The sequence below is a fragment of the Neobacillus niacini genome (assembly GCF_023715785.1).
GTDB lineage: Bacteria > Bacillota > Bacilli > Bacillales > Cytobacillaceae > Neobacillus > Neobacillus niacini_E.
The window spans coordinates 117,946-138,705 of record NZ_JAMBOX010000013.1 but is presented as its reverse complement, the minus strand read 5'-3'; the positions used below and the strand labels follow the sequence as shown (position 1 = coordinate 138,705).

Here is a 20,760-nt window from a genome sequence, read left to right as displayed (position 1 = left end):
GGGGATTTATGGTCACGCCAGGATTTCTGACGTGACCACAAATGACTATTTCCCCTTAAAAACCGGCTTTCTTTTTTCAGCAAATGCAGTAAGTGCCTCGACACGATCCTCTGTCGGCAGTGTGACTTCATAAGCTTTTCGTTCGATTTGCAGTCCCGTGGCCAAATCGGCATTCATCCCTTGCTTAACAGCAAACTTAGCCTGCTGCAGCGCCACCGGTCCATTGGAAAGCAGCACCGAACAAAAGGCAATGCTTTCGTCCAAAAGCTCGCTTCCCTCCACTACCCTTGTTAAAATGCCATAGCCAAACGCTTCTTCCGCCTTTAGCCGGCGTGCTGTCAAAATTAGCTCCAATGCCTTCGCCTGCCCAATTAACCGCGGCAGCCGCTGGGTCCCTCCTGCGCCAGGAATGATCGCAAGACTTGTTTCGGTCAACCCCATTAATGCCCCGGATGCGGCAATCCGAAAGTCACAAGCCAACGCCAGTTCCATCCCGCCGCCAAAGGCAAAACCATTGATGGCCGCAAGCGTGGGCTGCGGCAGCTGATCGATTGCGTTGAACACCTCATTAATTTTAAAAAGATTGCGCTTTACTTGTTCATCGGTTAAATTTTTCCGTTCCTTCAGGTCCGCCCCGACACTAAAAGCCTTCTCGCCTGCACCAGTAAATATGACAGTGCGAATTTCCGGGTTCACCCGAATTTGCTCCACCTTTTCCTCAAGTGCCTGCAACGTTTCATAATGAAAGGCATTCAAGGCCTCTCCTCGATTGATGGTCACAATCGCAATATGATTATTAATTTCAAGTAAAATTGACTCCATTTGTTCCACCCCTTTCATCTATAAATTCGAAAAAGGCAAGCGAAAAGCCTGCCTTTTTACACAAAAAATCCGATAAAATTAGTTGCCCACTGTTTGCGTCACTTGTTGCCTTAGGGCCCGCCTCAGAATTTTACCAGTTGTGTTCTTTGGCAATTCATCCAAGAAAACAATCGCAGAAGGCATTTTATATTTAGCAAGATGTTCTTTACAATAGCTAACCAAGTCTGCCTCCGTTAAGTCGGCCCGTTTGCTGACGACATAGGCATGAACCGCCTCACCCTGATTCGGGTCAGGAACGCCAAGGACAGCGACTTCTACCACATCAGGATGGTCATAGATGACTTCTTCAACCTCACGTGGATACACGTTATATCCACCAACAATGATTAAATCCTTTTTGCGGTCAACAATATAAAAATAGCCTTCCTCATCCATGCGCGCCATATCGCCAGTATACAGCCAGCCATTCTTAATGGCTGCTGCTGTTTCCTCCGGCATTTTATAATATCCCTTCATTACGTTTGGTCCTCGGACAATCAATTCACCAACCTGACCTACAGGCACCTCTTCCCCAAGCTCATCGACTACCTTATTTTCCACGTTAACAATCGAAGGTCCAATTGATCCTGCCTTGCGTGGGCGGTCGAGTGGATTAAAACACGTAACAGGAGATGCCTCCGATAAGCCGTACCCCTCCGAAATCAGAACATTAAACTTCTCTTCAAAATTCTTTAGCAACGCAACCGGCATTGAAGCTCCGCCAGAAACGCACAGACGCAATGTTTTTAAATCTTCAGGATTCCCCTCCGGAGATTGATACAAGAAATTGTACATCGTTGGCACACCGGCAAAAACAGTAGCTTGATAGTCTTTTGCAAGCTGGAAAATATCTTTGGGGCTAAATTTTGGTGCGATTAACAGTGTGGCCCCGTTTATAAGCGGCGCATTCAGGGCGACGGTTAAACAAAAGACATGAAACATTGGCAGAGTCGTTATTACCCGATCATTCCCGTTTATTTTTAAATAAGCGCCGACATCACTGGCGTTGCTATATAAATTCTTGTGGGTCAGCATTGCACCCTTCGGCTTTCCGGTTGTCCCTGAGGTGTAAAGAATGATGGCTGTGTCATCATCATTTAGCTTAGGCCCTTGAAAACTGATATCCCCTGAAGCGACCACATCTGTAAACGATTTCAATTTAGCGTACACAGTAAGGGACTCGACACCAGGCTGTGCCATGCCATTCTTTTCGGTTTCACAGATGACATAATGCTCGACTTTTGGCAGCATCATATGTACTTTCTCCGCCAGCGGTATCATTAAATCCAGTCCTACGACAACCTTTACATCCCCGTTTTTTAGGATGTAACCAATTTCATCTGCGGTATAAATGGGGTTAACCGGAATTACTGTTGCGCCCAACCGCAATGCCCCGTATAGGCTAATCACAAAATGCGGAGAATTCCCCAATAGTAGCCCAACATGGTCCCCTTGTTTTACCCCTAGTTTTTCAAGGCCAGATGCGAATTTGGTAATCGCCGCATCCAATTCGGCATATGTACTCGACTTGCCCATAAAGTAATAGGCAATCTTCCCTGCAGATGCCTTGGCTGTTTCGTGAAGCTGTGATGATAGATTCATATTCTCTTCTCCCCTTTAGATGAATGAATACTCATTCACAAACTTGTAACAATTTTCTAAATATATTATATTGGAAGAAAATTACCTATACAAGTATAATACTTAAAAATTTCTGAAAAAAAAAAAAAAAGGAAGATGTCGAATTGGACACTTCCCCCTTGAATGACATTAGTATATTAAGTTAATAAAGTCTTCCTTTGATACATTCCCAAAATAATAGGTTGTATCAATTTCTTCCAGAGCTGCTTCAATTTCTCCCTTTTCATAGCGAGTTCCCGTTAACTTGGCTTCAATGTCACTAACATCACCGACGCCAAAAAAGTCGCCGTAAATCTTACAATTTTCAATGATTCCTTTATTGACCTCAAGCCGGACATCAATGGAGCCAACCGGAAACCGGTGTGAATGCTGCAGGTTAAATTTCGGTGACCTTCCGTAATTCCACTCCCAATTCTGGTATCTTTCTTTTGACAGCTGGTGAATCCTTTCCCAATCTTCCTCGGTCAGGACATATTCAGGAACTTCCTCCATCCCGTCAAAAATAAATTTTAGCAGCAAGGAACGAAATTCTTCGATGCTGATGTTTTCCGTTAAAAACTCAGAAATATTGGCTACTCGGCTTCGAACCGATTTGATTCCCTTCGATTCGATCTTGTCCTTTTTCACCTTTAAAGCTGATGCGACATTTTCCATTTCAGAATTTAACAGCAGTGTTCCATGGCTGAACATTCTGCCCTTGGTGGAAAACTGAGCGTTCCCGGAGATTTTCCGTCCCTCCACTTCGATGTCATTGCGGCCGCTAAGCTCCGCATTTACCCCCAATTTTCTAAGTGCCTCAATAACCGGCTCGGTAAATTTGCGGAAATTATGAAAGCTCTCCCCATCATCCTTTGTGATGAAGCTAAAATTCAAATTGCCAAGATCATGGTAAACGGCTCCGCCTCCTGATAAACGGCGAACCACTTTAATCCCGTTGTTCTCGACATATTCGGTATTGATTTCCTCAATCGTATTCTGATTCTTGCCAATAATAATCGATGGTCCGTTTATGTAAAATAATAAATACGTCTCATTGATATCAAGATTCTTCAATGCGTATTCTTCAATTGCCAGGTTAATCCTTGGGTCGGTTATTCCTTTATTGTCGATAAATAACATAAAAGCCTGGGGCCTCCCTTAAATTGATATGGTTTGAAATTCCTCTGCAAGCTTTATTATACCAGTAAATTCTTGAGATGCTTCACTAACAAGGTCGGACAAATTACCGTAATGCGGCAAATGAGTCAGGATTAATTGGTTGACAGCAGCATTTTTTGCAAATCGTCCTGCATCGAAACTGTTCATATGCCCTGCTGATTTGCCATTTTGATTTCCGTAAAAATTGCATTCGCATAACAGGACATCAGCGCCTTTGCCAAAATCTATAAACTCGTCTTTAAAGGAACTGTCGCCTGTATAAACCAGCACTTTGCCGTCTGCCTCGAATCGCATCGCATAGCATGGAACTGGATGGTCTGTTTTAATAAATGACACCTTAAATGGTCCCACTTCGAGAACTTGATTCGGATCATAGCGAATCCCTTTGGTAATCTGTTTATACGTCAATTTGCCAAATTCATAGTCATCGAAGATATGACCGTATATTGGCAAATTGGGGCATTGCTTTCCCAGAAACCCCTGAATTAATCTCGCATGCTGTAAGACGCCAATATCGGCAATATGGTCTGGGTGATAGTGCGAGATAATGACAGCATCGAGCTCCTCTGGTTGGACTGCTTCTTGCATCTTGGACAGCACGCCGCTTCCGCAATCGATTAACAGCTTAAATCCATCGTGCTCCAACAAGTAACCAGAGCTTGCACCATTCTTTTTCGGGTAGCCACCCCATAAACCAATAATTGTTAATTTCATTTCCTGCACCTCCAAAAGTCTCTTTCTTTAATATACTCTAAATTCGACAATTACAAAAAACCAGCCGCTATTATAAACGGCCGGTTTTATAAACGTTAAAGTTTTAAATAATCCAAGACAGCCTTGACTGCAGCTTCCCCTTGGTCAATGCAGTCAGGTACCCCAACTCCTCCATATGAGGCACCAGCCAGAAATACACCAGGCAGTTCCCGGTTCATTGCTTCAAGTATTTCCGCCATGCGCTGCTTGTGTCCTACGGTATACTGCGGCATCGCGTTTTTCCAACGCGATACAATGGCAAATTCGGGAGTCATGGTGATATCCATCGTCTTATTTAAATCATCCAAGACAATTTTAATAATTTGGTCATCTGACAGGTCGACAATCGTTTCGTCTCCTGCCCGGCCTACATAACAGCGGAGCAACGCTTTTCCATCTGGCGTGGAATGTTCCCATTTCTTGTGGGTCCAGGTACAGGCGGTAATCGAATAGTCACTGTTTCGTGAAACAACAAAGCCAGTCCCGTCAATATCTTGTTTGATCGCCTCTTTTGGAAAGGCTAATGCTACCGTTGCCACTGATGTCGATGGAACTGATTTTAACGGCTCAAAAAAGCCAAATTTGGAAAACATTGACTGGGTAATCTGGTGCGGTGTGGCAGCAATAATGCCATCCGCCTCCAGTATTTCTCCATTGTTCAGATAAACTTCATACTTACCATTCATTTTGGTAATATTCTCAACCCGGTGTCCTTTTAAAATGGAATGAGCGTCCAGTTTTGCCTCAATGGCTTCGGCAAATGACTGAAGCCCGGTTTTAAAAGTCAGAAACGCGCCTTTATTTGACTTCTCCTTGACAGCAGGTTGCTTTGGCTGAGAAGGGGTGGCTTTCTTCATTCCCAGTATCAGGCTTCTGTGTTTCTGCTCTACTTCATAAAATTGTGGGAATGTCGCCATTAAACTCATTTGGTCAATATCGCCCGCGTAAATACCAGATAACAATGGTTCAATTAAATTTTCAACCACTTCATCGCCCAATCTTCTGCGAAAAAATTTCCCCAACGACTGATCTTTCCCGCTTTCCGAACGAGGAAGGATGAAATCCGCCGCTGCCCTCAGCTTGCCGGGAATGGAGAATAGGCCGGTTGTGATAAACGGACCTACCTGTGTCGGGATACCCATGATGGATCCCCCTGGCATTGGATAAAGTTTTTCGTTTACCAAAACATAAGATTTCCCCGTTGAGTTCGGTACCAACTGGTCATCAATCCCAACTTCCTTTGCCAGCCTAATGATGCTTGTCTTCCTTGCCAAAAATGAATCGGGCCCTCTTTCAATGGTAAAACCGTCCTTGACGACTGTTTGCATTTTACCTCCGAGACGGTGCGATGCTTCAATGAGCTTTATCTCAATTGGGAGATGTTTTTCTTTTATTTCTTTTTGGAGATAGTAGGCAGCCGTCATTCCGGCAGCCCCTCCCCCAATAATGATGACTTTCTGTTTTTCTTGCGCCACTGACGTCACCTGCTCCATTTAAAATCCGATAATTTACTTGTGTATAGCCTTTAAAACAACCGTTGATAAGGCATCAATAAATTCAGGCTGTGAATTCGGCATTGCCGGTCGGTAATAACTGGTCCCAAGTTCTTCTGTAACCGCCTTACATTCATAATCGTTATCGTACAGCACCTCAAGGTGTTCCGAAACAAAGCCGACTGGCACATATACAAATGCCTGATAATGATGGTTATTGTATAAATCTCTGGTTAAATCCTGCACATCCGGCCCGAGCCATGGTTCCGGTGTATTTCCGGCGCTCTGCCAGCCAATGACATAATTTTTCACCCCAGCTTGTTCCGCAATCAAATCGGCCGTTTCCTGAAGCTGTTTTGGATACGGGTCGCCAAATTGCAAAATCTTCTCAGGCAGGCTGTGGGCAGAGACAATCAGCACAGCGTTGTCTGTTTCATTTGCAGGCAGTCTTGAGAATATTTGTTGTACTTTATCGGCCCAATATGTAATAAACTTTGGCTCTTGGTACCAGCTTTCGATTGCAGTAATTTGAGGTCCCCCCAATTTTTCCGCTTCCTCTATTGCTCGGCCATTATAGGATTTTACGCTGAACGTTGAGAAATGCGGCGCCAAGACGATACTGACCGCTTCTTTAATGCCGTCCTCATGCATTTTCTTTACTGCATCTTCAATAAACGGCTCAATATGTTTTAAGCCCAGGTACATTTTAAATTGTATTTCATCTTGGATGTCATTTAAATAGGCTTCCAGCTTTTCCGCTTGTTCAAGGGTGATTTTGGCCAATGGTGAAATACCGCCTATTGCTTCATAGCGACTGCGAAGCTCGTCGATCATTTCGGGGGTCGGCTTTCTGCCGTGCCGAATATGAGTATAATATCTTTCTAAATCATCTAGTGTATATGGGGTACCATAAGCCATTACTAGCAGGCCCATTGTCTTTTTTGTCATGTCTAGCACCTCTTTGAAAGTTTCCCTGTTTCCCCAATTAATGTGGGATAGGGTCATAAGGCGTCAGCAACTAACTTCGCTTCCCCTATGACCCTAAAAAACAGCCTATTATATTGTGCCAAAAATTTAGACTTATTACCAATTAAAACGCTTGAATCTGGGCGATTAACGGCTTAATTTTGTCGCCGAATATTCATGAATGAACGACGTTAACCGTTTCAGGGTTTCTGGATTTACGGAAGGGAATACCCCGTGGCCCAAATTAAAGATATAGCCGCCCTGGTCCATACCTTGATCTAAAATAGCTTTTGCTTTTTCCTCGATCACTTCCCATGGAGCTAACAAGATGGCCGGATCAAGATTTCCTTGTACGGTTTTATGGATGCCCATTGCTCTTGCCTGGCTGATCGGCAGACGCCAATCCAAGCCAACCACATCAAGTGGTAGGTCGTTCCATTCCAATGCCAGGTGACTGGCACCGACACCAAACATAATAAGTGGTACATTTTCTTCCCTTAAAGAAGTGAAGATGCGGTTCATGACCGGTTTTATAAAGTATCGGTAGTCCTCGACATTTAACGCTCCTACCCAGGAATCGAAAATCTGGATCGCCCTGGCGCCCGCCTGAATCTGCGCCTTTACATATGTAATCACCATATCCCCGAGCTTATCCATTAACGCAAACCAAGCCTTTGGCTCGGCATACATGAACGCCTTTGTTTTATTGTAGTTTTTCGATGGGCCCCCCTCAATCATATAACTGGCCAGTGTAAATGGCGCACCGGAAAAACCGATTAATGGGACGTTCAATTGTTCTTGTACTAACAATTTAATAGTATCCAAAACGTATGGAATATCCTCTTGCGGATGAATTTCTTTTAGACGCTCCACATCAGCCATTGACTTAATCGGGTTATCAATAACCGGTCCGACACCGCCCTTAATTTCAACATTCATGCCCATTGCCGGCAGCGGAGTCATGATATCCTTATATAAAATGGCGGCGTCAACATTATATTGTTCCACCGGCAGTCTCGTAACATAGGCACAAAGCTCAGGCTGGTGGGTAATTTCAAATAAGGAGTACTTTTCTTTAATCTCTCTGTATTCCGGCTGAGAACGCCCGGCCTGCCGCATATACCAAACAGGAACATGGTCTGTTTTCTCACCACGGGCTGCTTTTAAAAATGTTTCGCTAATTGGTCTTGTCATTTAATAAGATCCACCTTTCAAAGACATGTCTGCCTATCATTTTAATATATTTAGAATAAAATTAAAAACTTTCCTGTTACATGGCTCTATTCACTATACCGATTATTCCTATTTCTGTATAGCTAACGTTGATAACTGTCAAAAAAAAGTCGTTTTTAGTTTTCATAATTTGTTTAAAATTTATAGGCTGGGGTATTTCGTTAACAATAACAATTGAGGAGGTCCGAACATGAACATTTTTATAACCACAGGCACGTTTGAGTTTTTAAAGAAATTGGAGCACAAGCATCCAGAGGAAAAATTGATCACGATGATCAATGAAAACGGCGCACTATCGTATCATGAAAGCACCGGGGCGATCGTCTTCAAGGAACCAAGGCGTTATCGGGCATTGGAGGCAGTCGGAGATGTTCAAAAGGAAGGCTTTGTCGTGATGAACAATATCCCGGTCACGGATGAAGGCCGTCCTTTGTTCGAGCATCAAATTAAAAATCGCTTGGCCAATGTGGAGAATACCCCTGGATTTAAAGCACTCCGCATTCTCCAGCCTTTATCTTCCAACACCTATGTGATTATGACGGTTTGGAAAAATGAAATTTCTTATCAAAAGTGGAAAAGCTCAGATTCGTTTGACACGGCCCATTTGAACAAGGTTATTGATGGCAAAGGGCCGAAAATCTTTGAGAGTGCGCCTTATATTAGCAGGTACACGATAACGGAATAGACCTTTTGAAATGGGGTCCCAGGCTTTAGCAGTCAGGGACTTTTTTTACGGGGGCAGACCTCGGCGATATCTCATAGGGAAATAATGGATTCTTTTTTACCGTTGGCACCCTTCCTACCCACCTCCCGGGCAAAATAACAGCTTCTTTTTTACCGTTGACCCCCTTCCTCATCACCTCCAGGGCAAAATAACGGTTCATTTTGACCTTAAGAAGTTTTTCTTTCTCCTCCTTTCACCAGAATAAAATCGCTTTCATATTCTGTATTACATCCATTTGGGGCTGATACCCATAATAAATCCCATTGGATAAATGAAAGGAGGAGGTCATTTTTATGCTTGTCGAGCTTACGGCTCTTCATTGGATATATGTTGTCTTTATTTTTCTTATAATCGGATTTATGGTCATGAAACGAGATACAACGATTGTTTGTATCGTTGGGATCTTCCTAATAGCCATCACCGCCACCGGCAGCTTGAGCCATGCCGTAAGCAGTATTTTTAACAGTTTTGGCTATGCCATAACTGAATTGTTATCTACGATTCTTGTGATCTCGATTATCGTTGCAATGAGTCATACGTTAACAACGACGGGAATCAATGATGTCATGATTTCACCGTTCCGCAGGTTGATTCGGAACCCGACCATGGCCTACTGGACAATCGGGATTCTCATGATGGTAATCTCGTGGTTTTTCTGGCCTTCACCCGCAGTCGCCTTGCTTGGTGCCGTACTTCTTCCAGTGGCGGTAAGAGCCGGTTTGCCTGCCCTGGGCGTCGCCATGGCGATGAACCTATTTGGCCACGGTATTGCCCTTTCCGGTGACTTCGTTATTCAGGCTGCACCGAAGCTTACATCTGATGCCGCCGGGATACCAATCCAAGATGTCATTAACGCCAGTATCCCATTGGTCATTGTTATGGGTGTAGTCACGACTGTAGCGGCTTACTTCTTTTTAAGACGTGACATGAAGCGCGGGGTTTTGCAAATAGAGGCTTCAGAAATCGTTCCGGGTACTGCCGCGGAGGAATCCGGGCAACCTAACCTGTTAAGCCTGGCGCAAAAACGTTTCTTTGCTTTACTGGTTCCTGTTTTATTTATCGCTGATGTTGCCGCCATGTCAATCCTTAATCTAACTGGTGGAGACGCCACCGCCCTTATTGGCGGTACCTCGATTTTAATCTTGGTCCTCATTTCGTTAACAAGTTTCAAAAACAAAGGACTTGAAAAAACAACAAGTTTTTTAATAGAAGGTTTTCAATTCGGGTTTAAAGTGTTTGGGCCGGTCATTCCGATTGCCGCATTCTTCTATCTAGGCGATGCCGGGTTCATGAAAATAATCGGGGAATTCTTACCCAAAGCATCGCACGGAATCGTCAACGATTTAGGCCTGGGACTTGCGAGTCTTGTTCCACTTAGTAAGGAAGTTGGAGCGGTTACTTTGACCGTTGTGGGTGCCATTACTGGACTTGACGGTTCAGGTTTTTCCGGGATTTCTCTTGCCGGGTCGGTAGCCGCTTTATTCGCAGTCGCGATTGGGAAGGGTGCAGCAACTCTTACAGCGCTCGGACAAATCGCGGCAATCTGGGTTGGCGGTGGTACCCTTATTCCCTGGGCATTAATCCCGGCTGCCGCCATTTGTAATGTCGACCCATTCGAGCTGGCACGGAGAAATCTCGTTCCGGTTGTCATCGGGTTGGTTGTCACGACGATTGTAGCGATGTTTTTAATATAAATATGTGAACCGGGGCTGAACTAATTTTCAGCCTCGTATTGTTTTATTCCCCATCCCACTATAAAAATGTTAAAATAGTTTGAAAATAACCAAAATTTAAAAGGGGGATTTTACATATGCTAAACAGTCTGTTTGCCAAATTGGAAGGCTATTATGAGGAAATGGTCGCCATCCGCCGCTACCTGCATCAGCATCCTGAGCTTTCTTTTCAGGAAAAAGAAACGGCAAAATTCATTCAATCATTCTATGAAAAACTTGATATTGAAGTAAAAGGCAATGTCGGCGGGAATGGTGTTGTTGCCCGGGTGCATGGGAAAAAGCCCGGAAAAACAGTTGCGCTAAGGGCGGACTTCGATGCCCTCCCAATTCAGGACGAAAAAGACGTCCCCTATAAATCCACTGTTCCTGGCGTCATGCACGCCTGCGGACATGACGGGCATACGGCTACCCTTTTGATGCTCGCCAAAGCTATAAACGAATTAAGGGATGAACTCGAGGGAACCTATGTGTTTATCCACCAGCACGCGGAGGAATATGCGCCAGGTGGAGCCAAATCAATGATTGAAGCCGGCTGTTTGGACGGTGTAGACGTCATTTTTGGTACACATTTATGGGCCGGGGAACCAACAGGGAAAATCCAGTATCGCAGTGGCCCGATCATGGCTGCAGCCGACCGCTTTGAAATCGAAATCCAGGGGAAGGGCGGACATGGCGCTCAGCCTCATAAAACCAAGGATGCGATTGTCACGGCTTCACAGCTTGTCCTAAACCTTCAGCAAATCGTCAGCCGCAAGGTTAACCCGGTAGAATCAGCAGTCGTAACCGTTGCTTCCTTCACCGCGGAAAATGCCTTCAATGTCATTGCTGACAAAGCAAAGCTTGTTGGCACTGTTCGGACTTTTAATGAAGAAATCAGGACGTTTATTGAGGCCGAAATGGAACGGATCACACATGGAACTTGCTATCTATCGGACAGCACATACCAATACAACTATTACCGTGGCTACCCGGCGGTGGTGAACCATGCAAATGAAACAGAGTTCCTAATTTACTGCGCGAAGGATGTGCCGGAGGTCAATATTATAGAAGAATCAGAACCGCAAATGGGCGGGGAAGATTTCGCTTATTATTTGGAAAAGGTACCGGGAACCTTCTTTTTCACAGGCGCCAAACCACTAAACAGTGAAGGCTACCCGCATCACCATCCAAAATTTGATATTGATGAACGAGGTATGTTGATCGCGGCCAAAACACTCGGAACAGCTGCAATCAAGGTCCATCAGCAATAAATGCAAAAAGCCCCTGACTTAAAGTTCAGGGGCTTTTTGCAGCAACCGCAACCGGTAAGCATTCATTGCCGTCTCACCCAAATTTTTCAGGAGATTGTTATTGGCATAGGCACCCACAAATGCCCCAATACCCGGCACCAGTTGCAGCATTTTAACAAAATCAATATAATCTCGGTACTCCTGCTGAAATTTGCGCCAGTCCATTTCCGCTAAAACCTGCTTTCGGCTCTCCCAATTTTCAATTTCGAACAATGTGTTCCGGCGGATCTCATCACTGGAAAAAGCAAGCTGAAAAACATGCAGCATAAACAGACGCTCTTCGTATTGTTTCGTATCAAAGCCATAGATAGCCGCGGCATCAAACAAAAACTTCATTTTTATCGTCAAAAGCAATGGAAAGTCAGCAAGTCCAAGCAAAATTCCACCGGCCCCCGTCCCTGCCCCTTCCACCATCGCAGTTTTCTGATAAGTGGAGATTTTCTTTCGCACTAACTCGTCTTTTCCCTCAAGTGTCAAACCCTCTGCTTGATTTCTATTCGTCGTCATTTGCGAGCCAAATAACGTAGCTTTTACCATAGATTTAATACTTTCGGTCATAATCTCGTGGACTTTTTCCGGTATCACTTCATTGACCTTTGCCTGCGCCTTTTTAGATAGCCTATTCATCATTCCGGACCTTTTTGTGATACGCCGTTTCCATTCCTGAACCTCATCGTATACCTTTAACTCATATTCGTTCACACTGCCCACCCCTTACAACAATTGTATTCTTTCTTACGAAGGGATTGCTCACAAAGTTTCAAAAAGCGGAAGGGACATCTCGCCCTTCCACTTCGTTTAAGCTTGTATACGCTTCTTGCTGTAAAAATAAACGAAAACATAGCTAAACAATAGACCAGCTAGCAGCTCAAACAACGCTAGGACAACTTCACCTTTGATGCCAATAACTGTTGCAAAAATTATCGTTTCAATTGACATAATCACCATTAACAAAAACTGAAAGTCCTTTTGTTTTGATGCTTCAGCAACTGGATACAGGTCAACCCAGAGTTTGTTTTGATGATGCTTCCACAACGGCAGTAATTGAAAGCCTGTTAAATATAGAAATAAAACGCCTAGCAAAATTTGACCCAATCCAAATGAAATAAAATAGATCCCCAATACGCCAATCACGGCCAATCGAATAAACAAACCGAGATAGTCGGACGCCCTTAAAAAAGTACGAGTAAACAAATACAAATAAGTTTTTTCCTGCGCGAATGGAATACTTCTGACAAAGACATCCAGCCATTTTCTTCGGTTAACAGAATCCTTTAGTTTTGGCACATCGGTAAACAAGTTCGCAAGCCGATAAAACGATGCCATCCGTTTTTCTTCCTGGTCAATTAACAAGTCCCATTTTAATCCCATTTTCCTAGTCCGGCTGTAAAAGTACCAAAAATAAAAGGCCATCAGGAAACCAATTACCAATAGAATTGGCCAGTTCGCTTGTTCTAATAATAAATAGGCAAATGTTACATTCATAAAATAACGGACAGCCATGTCCGATCTTCTAACAGATGGCTGAACATAATAGTCCATCTGCCAGCTTGCCGCCAAATTCCAGGCTTTGACTGCCAACAGGACTAATAGGAACGGAAAAAACAAGCTGAATCCTGTATTGTTCACTTTTGCATACATTGGCATAAAGACTGCCAAAACCATTAAAAGTATGTAACCTTGAAATACAAAACTTACGACTCCTGACCGCCAAAAATACCCTTTTAGTCTTTCCTCCAGCGGAATGATAAACACTTTGTCCGCTTCAAACAAAAAGTTGTATACAGGACTATAAGTCAGGAATAAACCAACAAAAACGGCAATAATTAGCTCCGCAGGGAAATCAGCAGGAAGAGTTTGGACCCATTGTTGATAATAAAAAGCTCCAGTACCTATTAGAAATAACAACACAATGACAAGGTGACCGTTGAATATATAGCGGAGGTATCGCCCCAAATCCTTCATCCGGGCGCTCGCACGGTCCCTCCATAACTTCTTATCATCAAACATAATTTTCTTCCTTTGTTAATTGAATATAGATGTCGTCAAGGGATGCAGACGGCATCGAAAATTGCTCCCTTAATTGTTCCAAGGTCCCCTGAGCCCGAATTTTGCCTTCATGTAAAATCACGAACCGGTCGCAATATTTTTCAGCGGTGGCAAGAATATGGGTCGACATTAAGATCCCCGCTCCCGCATCCTTCATTTTTTTCATCAAATCAAGCAACGACTGAATCCCCAACGGATCGAGGCCGACAAACGGCTCATCAACAATATAAAGCGACGGCTGCACCAAAAACGCACACATAATCATCACCTTTTGTTTCATCCCTTTGGAAAAATGGGCCGGGAACCAGTTTAAGCGTTTTTCCATTCTGAATTCTGACAGCAGCGGAGTCACTCGCTGGTTATACTCCGTCTCGGTTAACCCATAGGCCATCGCGGCCAAACGCAAATGCTCCTCAAGCGTCAATTCTTCATATAAAATTGGCGTTTCCGGAACAAAGCTAAACATGCGGCGATAGGTCTCTTTATTTTCAGTGAATGTTTTTCCATTTATTTTTATCACACCATGGTGCGGTTCCATCAATCCAATAATGTGCTTAATGGACGTACTTTTTCCCGCCCCATTCAAACCGATTAAACCAACTAATTCTTTTTCCTTAACCTCAAAGGAAATATCTTTTAACACAGGATTCCTCGTATAACCTCCGACAAGGTTATCGATTGTTAATAAAGCCATTGACAACGCCCTTCCGTAGCATGGTATTTTTCTCTATTTTATCAAATAGGCTGAGCTACTAAAAACTTTAACAGCAATTTTTTGAGTTTATTTTTGTATATAACCTATGCGGGTGGGCATCATAATTTTCGAAGGGGAGTTCACTTGATGAAGAGATTCATCATAAATTGAAATGAGGTGTCTACAAAAGACAATGTCCGTTTCAACCCAGAGAGCTTCTAAAAAACGTTTCAGATAAGGGGATGGTTGTAATGTACAATGTGCAGAGTAACCATTTGGAGTTCAAATAACACCATAGTTTATGGACAATAAACTGTAAATGAGGTGTTTATCGCAGACTATGTCCGTTTTTAAAGGTGAGGATAACCAATAAAAACACTTAGGGGATGGTCAGCTTGAACAAAGATGATTCTTTATAACAACACTCTAATGCCAAATGAGGTGTTTATCAAAGAACACTCCTAATGAACGTCAAAATTGAAGCAGTTTCCCCTTCGAGAAGGCGGGATTCCATGCGAATCCTGCCTTTTTCTTTTTCTGTCCTTGTATGGTAAAATATACAAACAAAACGAAGAAAGGTTGTGGCATGAGTAAATGAGTAATTGTATTTTTTGTAAAATTGTCAATGGGGAAATTCCATCCGCCAAAGTTTTTGAAAATGAACACGTTTTAGCGTTTCTCGACATTAGCCAGGTAACAAAAGGACATACGCTGGTAATCCCGAAAGTACATAAAGAAAACATCTATGAATTGACACCCGAAATCGCCAGGAATCTTTATGAAGTCGTTCCTGCCATCGCCAATGCGTTAAAAACGGAATTTGAACCAGTCGGTTTAAATTCAGTTAATAATAATGGGGAAAAAGCCGGCCAATCGGTGTTCCATTTCCATCTGCATTTAATCCCTCGATACGGGACAGGTGACGGATTCGGGGCAGTTTGGAAAAATAATCAAAGCGACTACACGCCAGAAATGCTCCGGGATATTGCCTCCAACATTTCCAAGCACCTTTCATAAAATAAGGTGCTAATTGTCTGAAAATTATATCTTTATTTATAGGATACTATTATGTTATAATGTTTGTAAATTCTTCGCTGCAGGCAATGAGCGCACTGCGGGAGGGATAAATAGCTTAGAAAAGCAGAGGAGAGATGAGAAATGAATACGAAAAAACTGACTATCTTAGCACTATTAGCGGGAATTGGAGTTGTCCTCCATGCGGTAATGCCGGCTTTCCCGATTAAGCCGGATATGATGCTGGCGATGATGTTTTTGGGAATTATTCTTATTCCTGAAATCAAAAGCGTCATCCTGTTATCGATTGTTACCGGTGTATTAACTGCATTAACAACCGGGTTCCCTGGCGGCCAAATTCCAAATATCATTGATAAGCCTATCACTGCATTGGTCTTTTTCGGTTTGTTTTTGGCACTCAAAAAGTACCGAACTAACATTGTAAGTGTTGGCGTATTGACTGCGATTGGCACACTCGTTTCTGGTACGGTGTTTTTAGGTTCTGCCTACTTAATCGTAGGCTTACCAGGCCCGTTTGCTGCTCTGTTTGGAGTTGCAGTTTTACCGGCTACCGCCATTAATACTGTAGTAATGGTTATTTTGTATCCAATTGCTCAATCTATTTTTAAACGAACAAACTTATCGTCATCAAATGCCGTCATTCAAAAATAATGACGGGATGATCAGACAAAGAAAAGAACCCACCCGGGTTCTTTTCTTAAATTTGCTATTCTATCGAAAGAAAGATAAAAGGAACCCTATCAACAAACAGACCCCTCCACCTGCAGCCAAAGTTCCAGCCCGTTTCTTTAACACCTGCTTCGGTGGATAAACACCAGGTCTTTGCAAGTCCATAAAATATTTACCGGCACCCAAAAACGAAATGGCACATAAAATAAAAAAGATCACAGCAGCACTCTTCATTTTGTTGTCCCCCTGATAGGATTCAATATTTTGAATGATGTTGTAACTAATTATATGTTTTATCGTCCATTCCTATGAGACGGATAGGCTAAACTATTTGAGGAAATCTTTTTATCTATTATTTTTCTAAAAAGTTGCCAATTTCTAGCAGGAATAATGAAAATAAAACCGAATTATATTAAAAATTAAAATATAAGTATTACAATTTCTAAAATTTTGTGAATTTTTTCTTTATTAATTTTTATTTTATTGGCATAATGATAGTAGAGTAATAATAAAGTAGGTGAAAATGGGGATGACAGAGAAAGAATATTCAATGAAGGAAGCGATGCTTTTTAGTCAAAGAATTGCCCAACTTAGTAAAGCGTTATGGAAGTCAATTGAGAAAGACTGGCAGCAATGGATTAAACCGTATGATTTAAATATTAATGAACACCATATTCTTTGGATTGCCTATCATTTAAATGGTGCTTCGATCTCTGATGTTGCAAAATTTGGGGTAATGCACGTCTCAACCGCTTTTAATTTTTCGAAAAAGTTAGAAGAGAGAGGTTTGTTGAAGTTTTCAAAAAAAGAAAATGATAAGCGCAATACTTACATCCAGTTGACTAAGGAAGGCGAGGACCTTCTCCTAAAATCAATGGAAACCTATCACCCGGATGGAAATGCTGCATTCACTGGCGCATTGCCGTTAAGGGCCTTGTATGGCAAGTTTCCGGATATTATTGAAATAATGGCCATCATTCGCAACATTTATGGCGATGATTTCATGGAAATTTTCGAGCGTTCCTTCCATAATATTGAAACCAAATTTATCGAAGAAAATGGCAGGCTTAAAAAAGCGGAAAGCACTGAAGAACATGAACTGGCCTATAGTTGTTAAATGTATTTGGCGAACTCTATAAACAAGGGCCTGTATAAATCTTGATCTAAGCAGGCCTTTACAACCTTACTTGCATCCAGACTTGCCGGCATGGAAAATAATAGCTTTTCGAAAAGCGGATGAAAGTTCACATATCCTTCCGCTTTTTGTTCTGCCATTTTTTTGCTCAACTTATCACATAAAGTATAAAAATTGGTGATTTCAGTTTCGGTTATCCCGGACTCGATCACTAATCGATAAAATGGAAGCTTAGGGTTATCCACCAGCTCCAATAACAACTTTTGATGATATTGGAGTAAATCCACCCTTGCTTTTAGCCGTTCATATTCCTGCATATTGAAATCCTCATTCCATTGTAAATCTTTATATGTTTATTATTCACCCATTTCCGGCAAGGGTAAACCTTTTGTCTGGAATAGCAAAAAATGAAGAATCGAGATGCGCGTGCAAAAAAATAATCTGCCATTCATCCAATCTATATCACTATCTTTTTGAGGCAATTTTTGATATTGTAAAGAGAAAAGCGCAGTATTAACCATAAGGAGGGAATCAGTGATGATCTCCATTTTTATTGTCTTGGCCGTTTTTATCTTATTTTATGTCAATAAAATGACGACCACCCTTTGCATCCAAAAAGAAATACCTGAAGACCGTCAGCACAAAGTTTTTCGGACTATTAACGTACTGGTCACCATTCTGCTGGTTTCTTCGTATGTGGAAATCCTGTATACATAGTAGAACATGCAAAAAAAACAAGCGATGAGTGTATTCTCATCGCTTTTCCTATTGCCTCATTACCAAATCCAAGATGCCCCAACGATAACCAATAGGATGAAAAGAACTACGATTAACGCAAAGCCTGCTCCGTAACCTGCTCCTCCTGACATGCTCTTTACCTCCTTTATTGTCATAACGCATAAATTCAACCAGCCTCATGAACCGTCCTAACGGAATCGTCCATAGCTAGTTTTCATTTATTGCTACGATATACTATTCATTCGATATTCATTTCGACTAGGCCCTTGCCTCATTTTTCGGGAAAGTCTACCCAAGACATGGTGTATATTTCAATTAAGGCAAAAAAATGAATATATTTTTGCAGCCGTTCCCATTTATGTTATAGTAGAGGATGTGGACAAAAGCCCAAAAGAATTTACTGTTTAGGAGAGAAAAATCATGAAAAAATGGATATTAGCCCTCACAATTGCCGGTGGGGTTCTTGGATTAAGTGCATGTAATGGGGCAAGTTCTGAAAAAGTCGCAGAGACTAAAGCAGGTGATGTAAGCCAAGAAGAGCTTTATAATGTCATGAAGGATAAATTCGGGGAGCAAGCACTGCAACAGCTCGTTTATGAAAAGGTTCTGTCCAAAAAATATAAAGTGACAGACAAAGAATTGGACGAAAAAATCGAGCAATTAAAAGCTGACCTTGGTGCGAACTTTGAAATGACACTTCAGCAATATGGCTACAAAAGTGAAGCAGACTTGAAGAAAACAATGAAACTTGGCATGCTTCAAGAAAAAGCTGCGATGGAAAATATTAAGGTGTCTGATAAAGAATTAAAAGATTACTTCGAAAACACCTATAAAAAACAGATCAAAGCCCGCCACATACTTGTTGAAGATGAAGCAACTGCAAACGAAGTGAAAGCAAAGCTGGATGCCGGGGAAAAGTTTGAAGACGTAAGCAATACTTACTCTACGGACCAAGCTGCAAAAGCTGCTGGCGGAGACCTTGGATGGTTTGGCCCTGATGCGCAAATGGATGAGGACTTTCTAAAAGCTGCATTTGCACTGAAAGCTAATGAAATTAGTGCACCAGTGAAAAGCCAATTTGGATACCATATTATTGAAGTCACTGAAACAAGAGAAAATGCTTCTTTTGATAAAGTAAAAAAAGATCTTGAAAAAGAATTTAAATCTACACAACTAACAAGTGAGAAAATCAATGAAGTTATGCAGAAGGAACTGAAAGAAGCGGATGTAAAAATCAAGGACAAAGACTTGAAAGACGCCCTTAATCTCGGAACAGCTGCCCATTAATAAGAAAAGCGGAAGCGCCTTAGGCTTCCGCTCTTCTATTTATTCTGTTGCACTTTGACTGTGTCCCTTTCGTGCTTCCTTTTCCCGCTCCAGGCGCTTCATGTAAATCTCGCCCTCACGCTCGATATCCTCCATTTCCAATTCACGCTCTTCTCTTCCTGTCTTGATGGCCATTAACGCACTGAGGATAATTCCAACCACTACTGCATAAACCCAAATAGGAATAGTCAATTTCGCTTGCTCCTTTCAAAGTGGTTGTCCACTTTTTTACTACATAATTATGCTTACTGGCAAAAAAAAATAACCCGGAACTCGGGTTATTTGTGAAAAACAGGTTTATAGAATGAACGATTATCCAAAGCGAAAACGCGCTCGGTAAATTCGCCAGGCTTGACTCTTTCCAAAGCACGATCGAGCATGTTCATTTTTGCATCTAGATTGTCTATATAATGAAGGATTTCCGCTTCTTTCACAAGCGGTGGTTTTGGGCTGCCCCATTCAGCTTTTCCATGATGGCTAAGGACCAAATGCTGAAGGATTAATACTTCTTCTCCTTTAATTCCCAGCTCATCGGCCGCTTTGCCGATTTCAGTAATCATGATGGTGATATGACCGAGCAAGTTGCCCTCCAGTGTATAGACTGTTGAAATCGGGCCGGACAGCTCCATAACCTTGCCCATATCGTGCAAAATGACTCCCGCATACAACAGGTCCCGATCAAGGCTCGGATAAAGATCGGCAATTGCCTTCGCTAAATCAAGCATGCTGACAACATGATAGGCAAGTCCCGAGACAAATTCATGATGATTTTTAGTAGCTGCCGGATATTCAAGAAACGCTTTTTGGTGTTTTTTGATCAAATGGCGGGTAATCCGCTGGATGTTCGGATTTTTCATATCAAAAATATATTGGGTTATCTTGCTGACCATCTGATCCTGGCTTAATGGCGCAGTCTCAAGGAAATCCTCCAGCTTTACACTATCAGCAGGATTGGTCTTGCGAATCTGGCGGATTTTCAATTGGCTTTTGCCACGATAATTCTGGACATCCCCAAGGATTTTTACAATCGATTGTGGAGCATAATTTTTTTCATCCTCTTCATTTGCATCCCAAAGCTTTGCCTCAATTTCACCGCTTTGGTCCTGTAGGATTAAGGTCAAAAACGGCTTCCCGTTACTGGCAATCCCTTTTGTTGAATTTTTTATTAATAGGAATAATTCTACCTGATCCCCGACTTCATAATGCAAAATTCCTTTTGCCAACCACTCCACGCTCCTTCCCTCTAGCTAAAGTATACCATAA

The 20,760-nt window shown here is 42.3% G+C and carries 23 protein-coding genes; 8 read left to right on the top strand and 15 right to left on the bottom strand.

Translation table 11 applies throughout. The features are described 5' to 3' along the window. Window positions 1–45: 45 nt before the first annotated feature. The 7 genes from M3234_RS20975 to hemE form a co-directional block, all read right to left on the bottom strand. Entirely contained in the window at window positions 46–822 is a 777-nt protein-coding gene (locus M3234_RS20975; RefSeq protein WP_262306575.1) for an enoyl-CoA hydratase-related protein, read from the bottom strand. A gap of 78 nt (window positions 823–900) precedes the next feature. Next, on the bottom strand, window positions 901–2,463 hold the full coding sequence (locus M3234_RS20970; protein ID WP_262306574.1) for a fatty acid--CoA ligase family protein: 1,563 nt from the start codon (window positions 2,461–2,463) through the stop codon (window positions 901–903). Between the two features lie 168 nt (window positions 2,464–2,631). Next, window positions 2,632–3,621 carry a lipoate--protein ligase gene (locus M3234_RS20965; protein WP_262306573.1) on the bottom strand — a complete coding sequence of 330 codons (990 nt, stop codon included), beginning with the start codon at window positions 3,619–3,621 and terminating at the stop codon, window positions 2,632–2,634. Window positions 3,622–3,639: 18 nt separating this feature from the next. Then, window positions 3,640–4,374: an MBL fold metallo-hydrolase gene (locus M3234_RS20960; protein ID WP_262306572.1), complete on the bottom strand. Its 735-nt coding sequence runs from the start codon at window positions 4,372–4,374 to the stop codon at window positions 3,640–3,642. A 95-nt stretch (window positions 4,375–4,469) separates the two neighbouring features. Next, entirely contained in the window at window positions 4,470–5,888 is a 1,419-nt protein-coding gene (gene hemY / locus M3234_RS20955) for a protoporphyrinogen oxidase (RefSeq protein WP_262306571.1), read from the bottom strand. Window positions 5,889–5,921: 33 nt separating this feature from the next. After that, window positions 5,922–6,854, bottom strand: coding sequence for a ferrochelatase (gene hemH / locus M3234_RS20950; protein ID WP_262306570.1), 933 nt, complete (start codon window positions 6,852–6,854; stop codon window positions 5,922–5,924). A 165-nt stretch (window positions 6,855–7,019) separates the two neighbouring features. After that, on the bottom strand, window positions 7,020–8,066 hold the full coding sequence (gene hemE / locus M3234_RS20945) for a uroporphyrinogen decarboxylase (RefSeq protein ID WP_262306569.1): 1,047 nt from the start codon (window positions 8,064–8,066) through the stop codon (window positions 7,020–7,022). 229 nt (window positions 8,067–8,295) lie between these two features. Here hemE and M3234_RS20940 point away from each other — a divergent pair, with 229 nt between their 5' ends. The 3 genes from M3234_RS20940 to M3234_RS20930 all read left to right on the top strand — a co-directional run bounded on the left by M3234_RS20940 (window position 8,296) and on the right by M3234_RS20930 (window position 11,812). Next, window positions 8,296–8,790 carry an antibiotic biosynthesis monooxygenase family protein gene (locus M3234_RS20940; RefSeq protein ID WP_262306568.1) on the top strand — a complete coding sequence of 165 codons (495 nt, stop codon included), beginning with the start codon at window positions 8,296–8,298 and terminating at the stop codon, window positions 8,788–8,790. A gap of 332 nt (window positions 8,791–9,122) precedes the next feature. After that, window positions 9,123–10,523: a hypothetical protein gene (locus M3234_RS20935; RefSeq protein ID WP_262306567.1), complete on the top strand. Its 1,401-nt coding sequence runs from the start codon at window positions 9,123–9,125 to the stop codon at window positions 10,521–10,523. Window positions 10,524–10,639: 116 nt separating this feature from the next. Next, window positions 10,640–11,812: a M20 family metallopeptidase gene (locus tag M3234_RS20930; protein ID WP_262306566.1), complete on the top strand. Its 1,173-nt coding sequence runs from the start codon at window positions 10,640–10,642 to the stop codon at window positions 11,810–11,812. 18 nt (window positions 11,813–11,830) lie between these two features. On the opposite strand, the gene M3234_RS20925 is transcribed toward M3234_RS20930, so the two are convergent. From M3234_RS20925 to M3234_RS20915, 3 genes are all read right to left on the bottom strand, one after another. Continuing rightward, a complete protein-coding gene (locus M3234_RS20925; protein ID WP_262306565.1) occupies window positions 11,831–12,553 on the bottom strand; it encodes an EcsC family protein in 723 nt (240 codons plus the stop codon). A 96-nt stretch (window positions 12,554–12,649) separates the two neighbouring features. Beyond that, window positions 12,650–13,861 (bottom strand): ABC transporter permease, encoded by a 1,212-nt coding sequence (locus tag M3234_RS20920; protein WP_262306564.1) that lies wholly within the window; start codon window positions 13,859–13,861, stop codon window positions 12,650–12,652. Further along, window positions 13,854–14,594, bottom strand: coding sequence for an ABC transporter ATP-binding protein (locus tag M3234_RS20915; RefSeq protein WP_262306563.1), 741 nt, complete (start codon window positions 14,592–14,594; stop codon window positions 13,854–13,856). Before M3234_RS20915 ends, M3234_RS20920 begins: the two co-directional genes overlap by 8 nt. Window positions 14,595–15,188: 594 nt before the next feature. Between M3234_RS20915 and M3234_RS20910 the strand changes: the two genes are divergently transcribed. After that, window positions 15,189–15,611 (top strand): HIT family protein, encoded by a 423-nt coding sequence (locus M3234_RS20910; RefSeq protein ID WP_262306562.1) that lies wholly within the window; start codon window positions 15,189–15,191, stop codon window positions 15,609–15,611. A 141-nt stretch (window positions 15,612–15,752) separates the two neighbouring features. Continuing rightward, window positions 15,753–16,280 carry a tryptophan transporter gene (locus tag M3234_RS20905; RefSeq protein ID WP_066316795.1) on the top strand — a complete coding sequence of 176 codons (528 nt, stop codon included), beginning with the start codon at window positions 15,753–15,755 and terminating at the stop codon, window positions 16,278–16,280. Between the two features lie 60 nt (window positions 16,281–16,340). Here the strand turns inward: M3234_RS20905 and M3234_RS20900 are convergent, their stop codons facing one another. Further along, window positions 16,341–16,532: a hypothetical protein gene (locus tag M3234_RS20900; RefSeq protein ID WP_262306561.1), complete on the bottom strand. Its 192-nt coding sequence runs from the start codon at window positions 16,530–16,532 to the stop codon at window positions 16,341–16,343. A gap of 289 nt (window positions 16,533–16,821) precedes the next feature. Between M3234_RS20900 and M3234_RS20895 the strand changes: the two genes are divergently transcribed. Beyond that, on the top strand, window positions 16,822–17,415 hold the full coding sequence (locus tag M3234_RS20895) for an HTH-type transcriptional regulator Hpr (RefSeq protein WP_262306560.1): 594 nt from the start codon (window positions 16,822–16,824) through the stop codon (window positions 17,413–17,415). Here the strand turns inward: M3234_RS20895 and M3234_RS20890 are convergent. Next, on the bottom strand, window positions 17,412–17,750 hold the full coding sequence (locus M3234_RS20890; RefSeq protein ID WP_262306559.1) for a YhaI family protein: 339 nt from the start codon (window positions 17,748–17,750) through the stop codon (window positions 17,412–17,414). The two genes, M3234_RS20895 and M3234_RS20890, sit on opposite strands and share 4 nt — an antisense overlap. 220 nt (window positions 17,751–17,970) lie before the next feature. Between M3234_RS20890 and M3234_RS20885 the strand changes: the two genes are divergently transcribed. After that, window positions 17,971–18,150, top strand: a complete 180-nt coding sequence (locus M3234_RS20885; protein ID WP_262306609.1) for a hypothetical protein — start codon at window positions 17,971–17,973, stop codon at window positions 18,148–18,150. A 59-nt stretch (window positions 18,151–18,209) separates the two neighbouring features. Here the strand turns inward: M3234_RS20885 and M3234_RS20880 are convergent, their stop codons facing one another. Then, entirely contained in the window at window positions 18,210–18,302 is a 93-nt protein-coding gene (locus M3234_RS20880) for a YjcZ family sporulation protein (protein WP_262306558.1), read from the bottom strand. Between the two features lie 289 nt (window positions 18,303–18,591). Between M3234_RS20880 and M3234_RS20875 the strand changes: the two genes are divergently transcribed. Next, complete coding sequence (locus tag M3234_RS20875; RefSeq protein ID WP_262306557.1) at window positions 18,592–19,458, top strand: peptidylprolyl isomerase; 867 nt, start codon at window positions 18,592–18,594, stop codon at window positions 19,456–19,458. A gap of 39 nt (window positions 19,459–19,497) precedes the next feature. Here M3234_RS20875 and M3234_RS20870 read toward each other — a convergent pair whose 3' ends face one another. Together M3234_RS20870 and yhaM are read right to left on the bottom strand one after the other, a co-directional pair. Continuing rightward, window positions 19,498–19,689 (bottom strand): sporulation YhaL family protein, encoded by a 192-nt coding sequence (locus M3234_RS20870; RefSeq protein WP_262306556.1) that lies wholly within the window; start codon window positions 19,687–19,689, stop codon window positions 19,498–19,500. 86 nt (window positions 19,690–19,775) lie between these two features. Beyond that, window positions 19,776–20,720: a 3'-5' exoribonuclease YhaM gene (gene yhaM / locus M3234_RS20865; protein ID WP_262306555.1), complete on the bottom strand. Its 945-nt coding sequence runs from the start codon at window positions 20,718–20,720 to the stop codon at window positions 19,776–19,778. Window positions 20,721–20,760 lie beyond the last annotated feature (40 nt).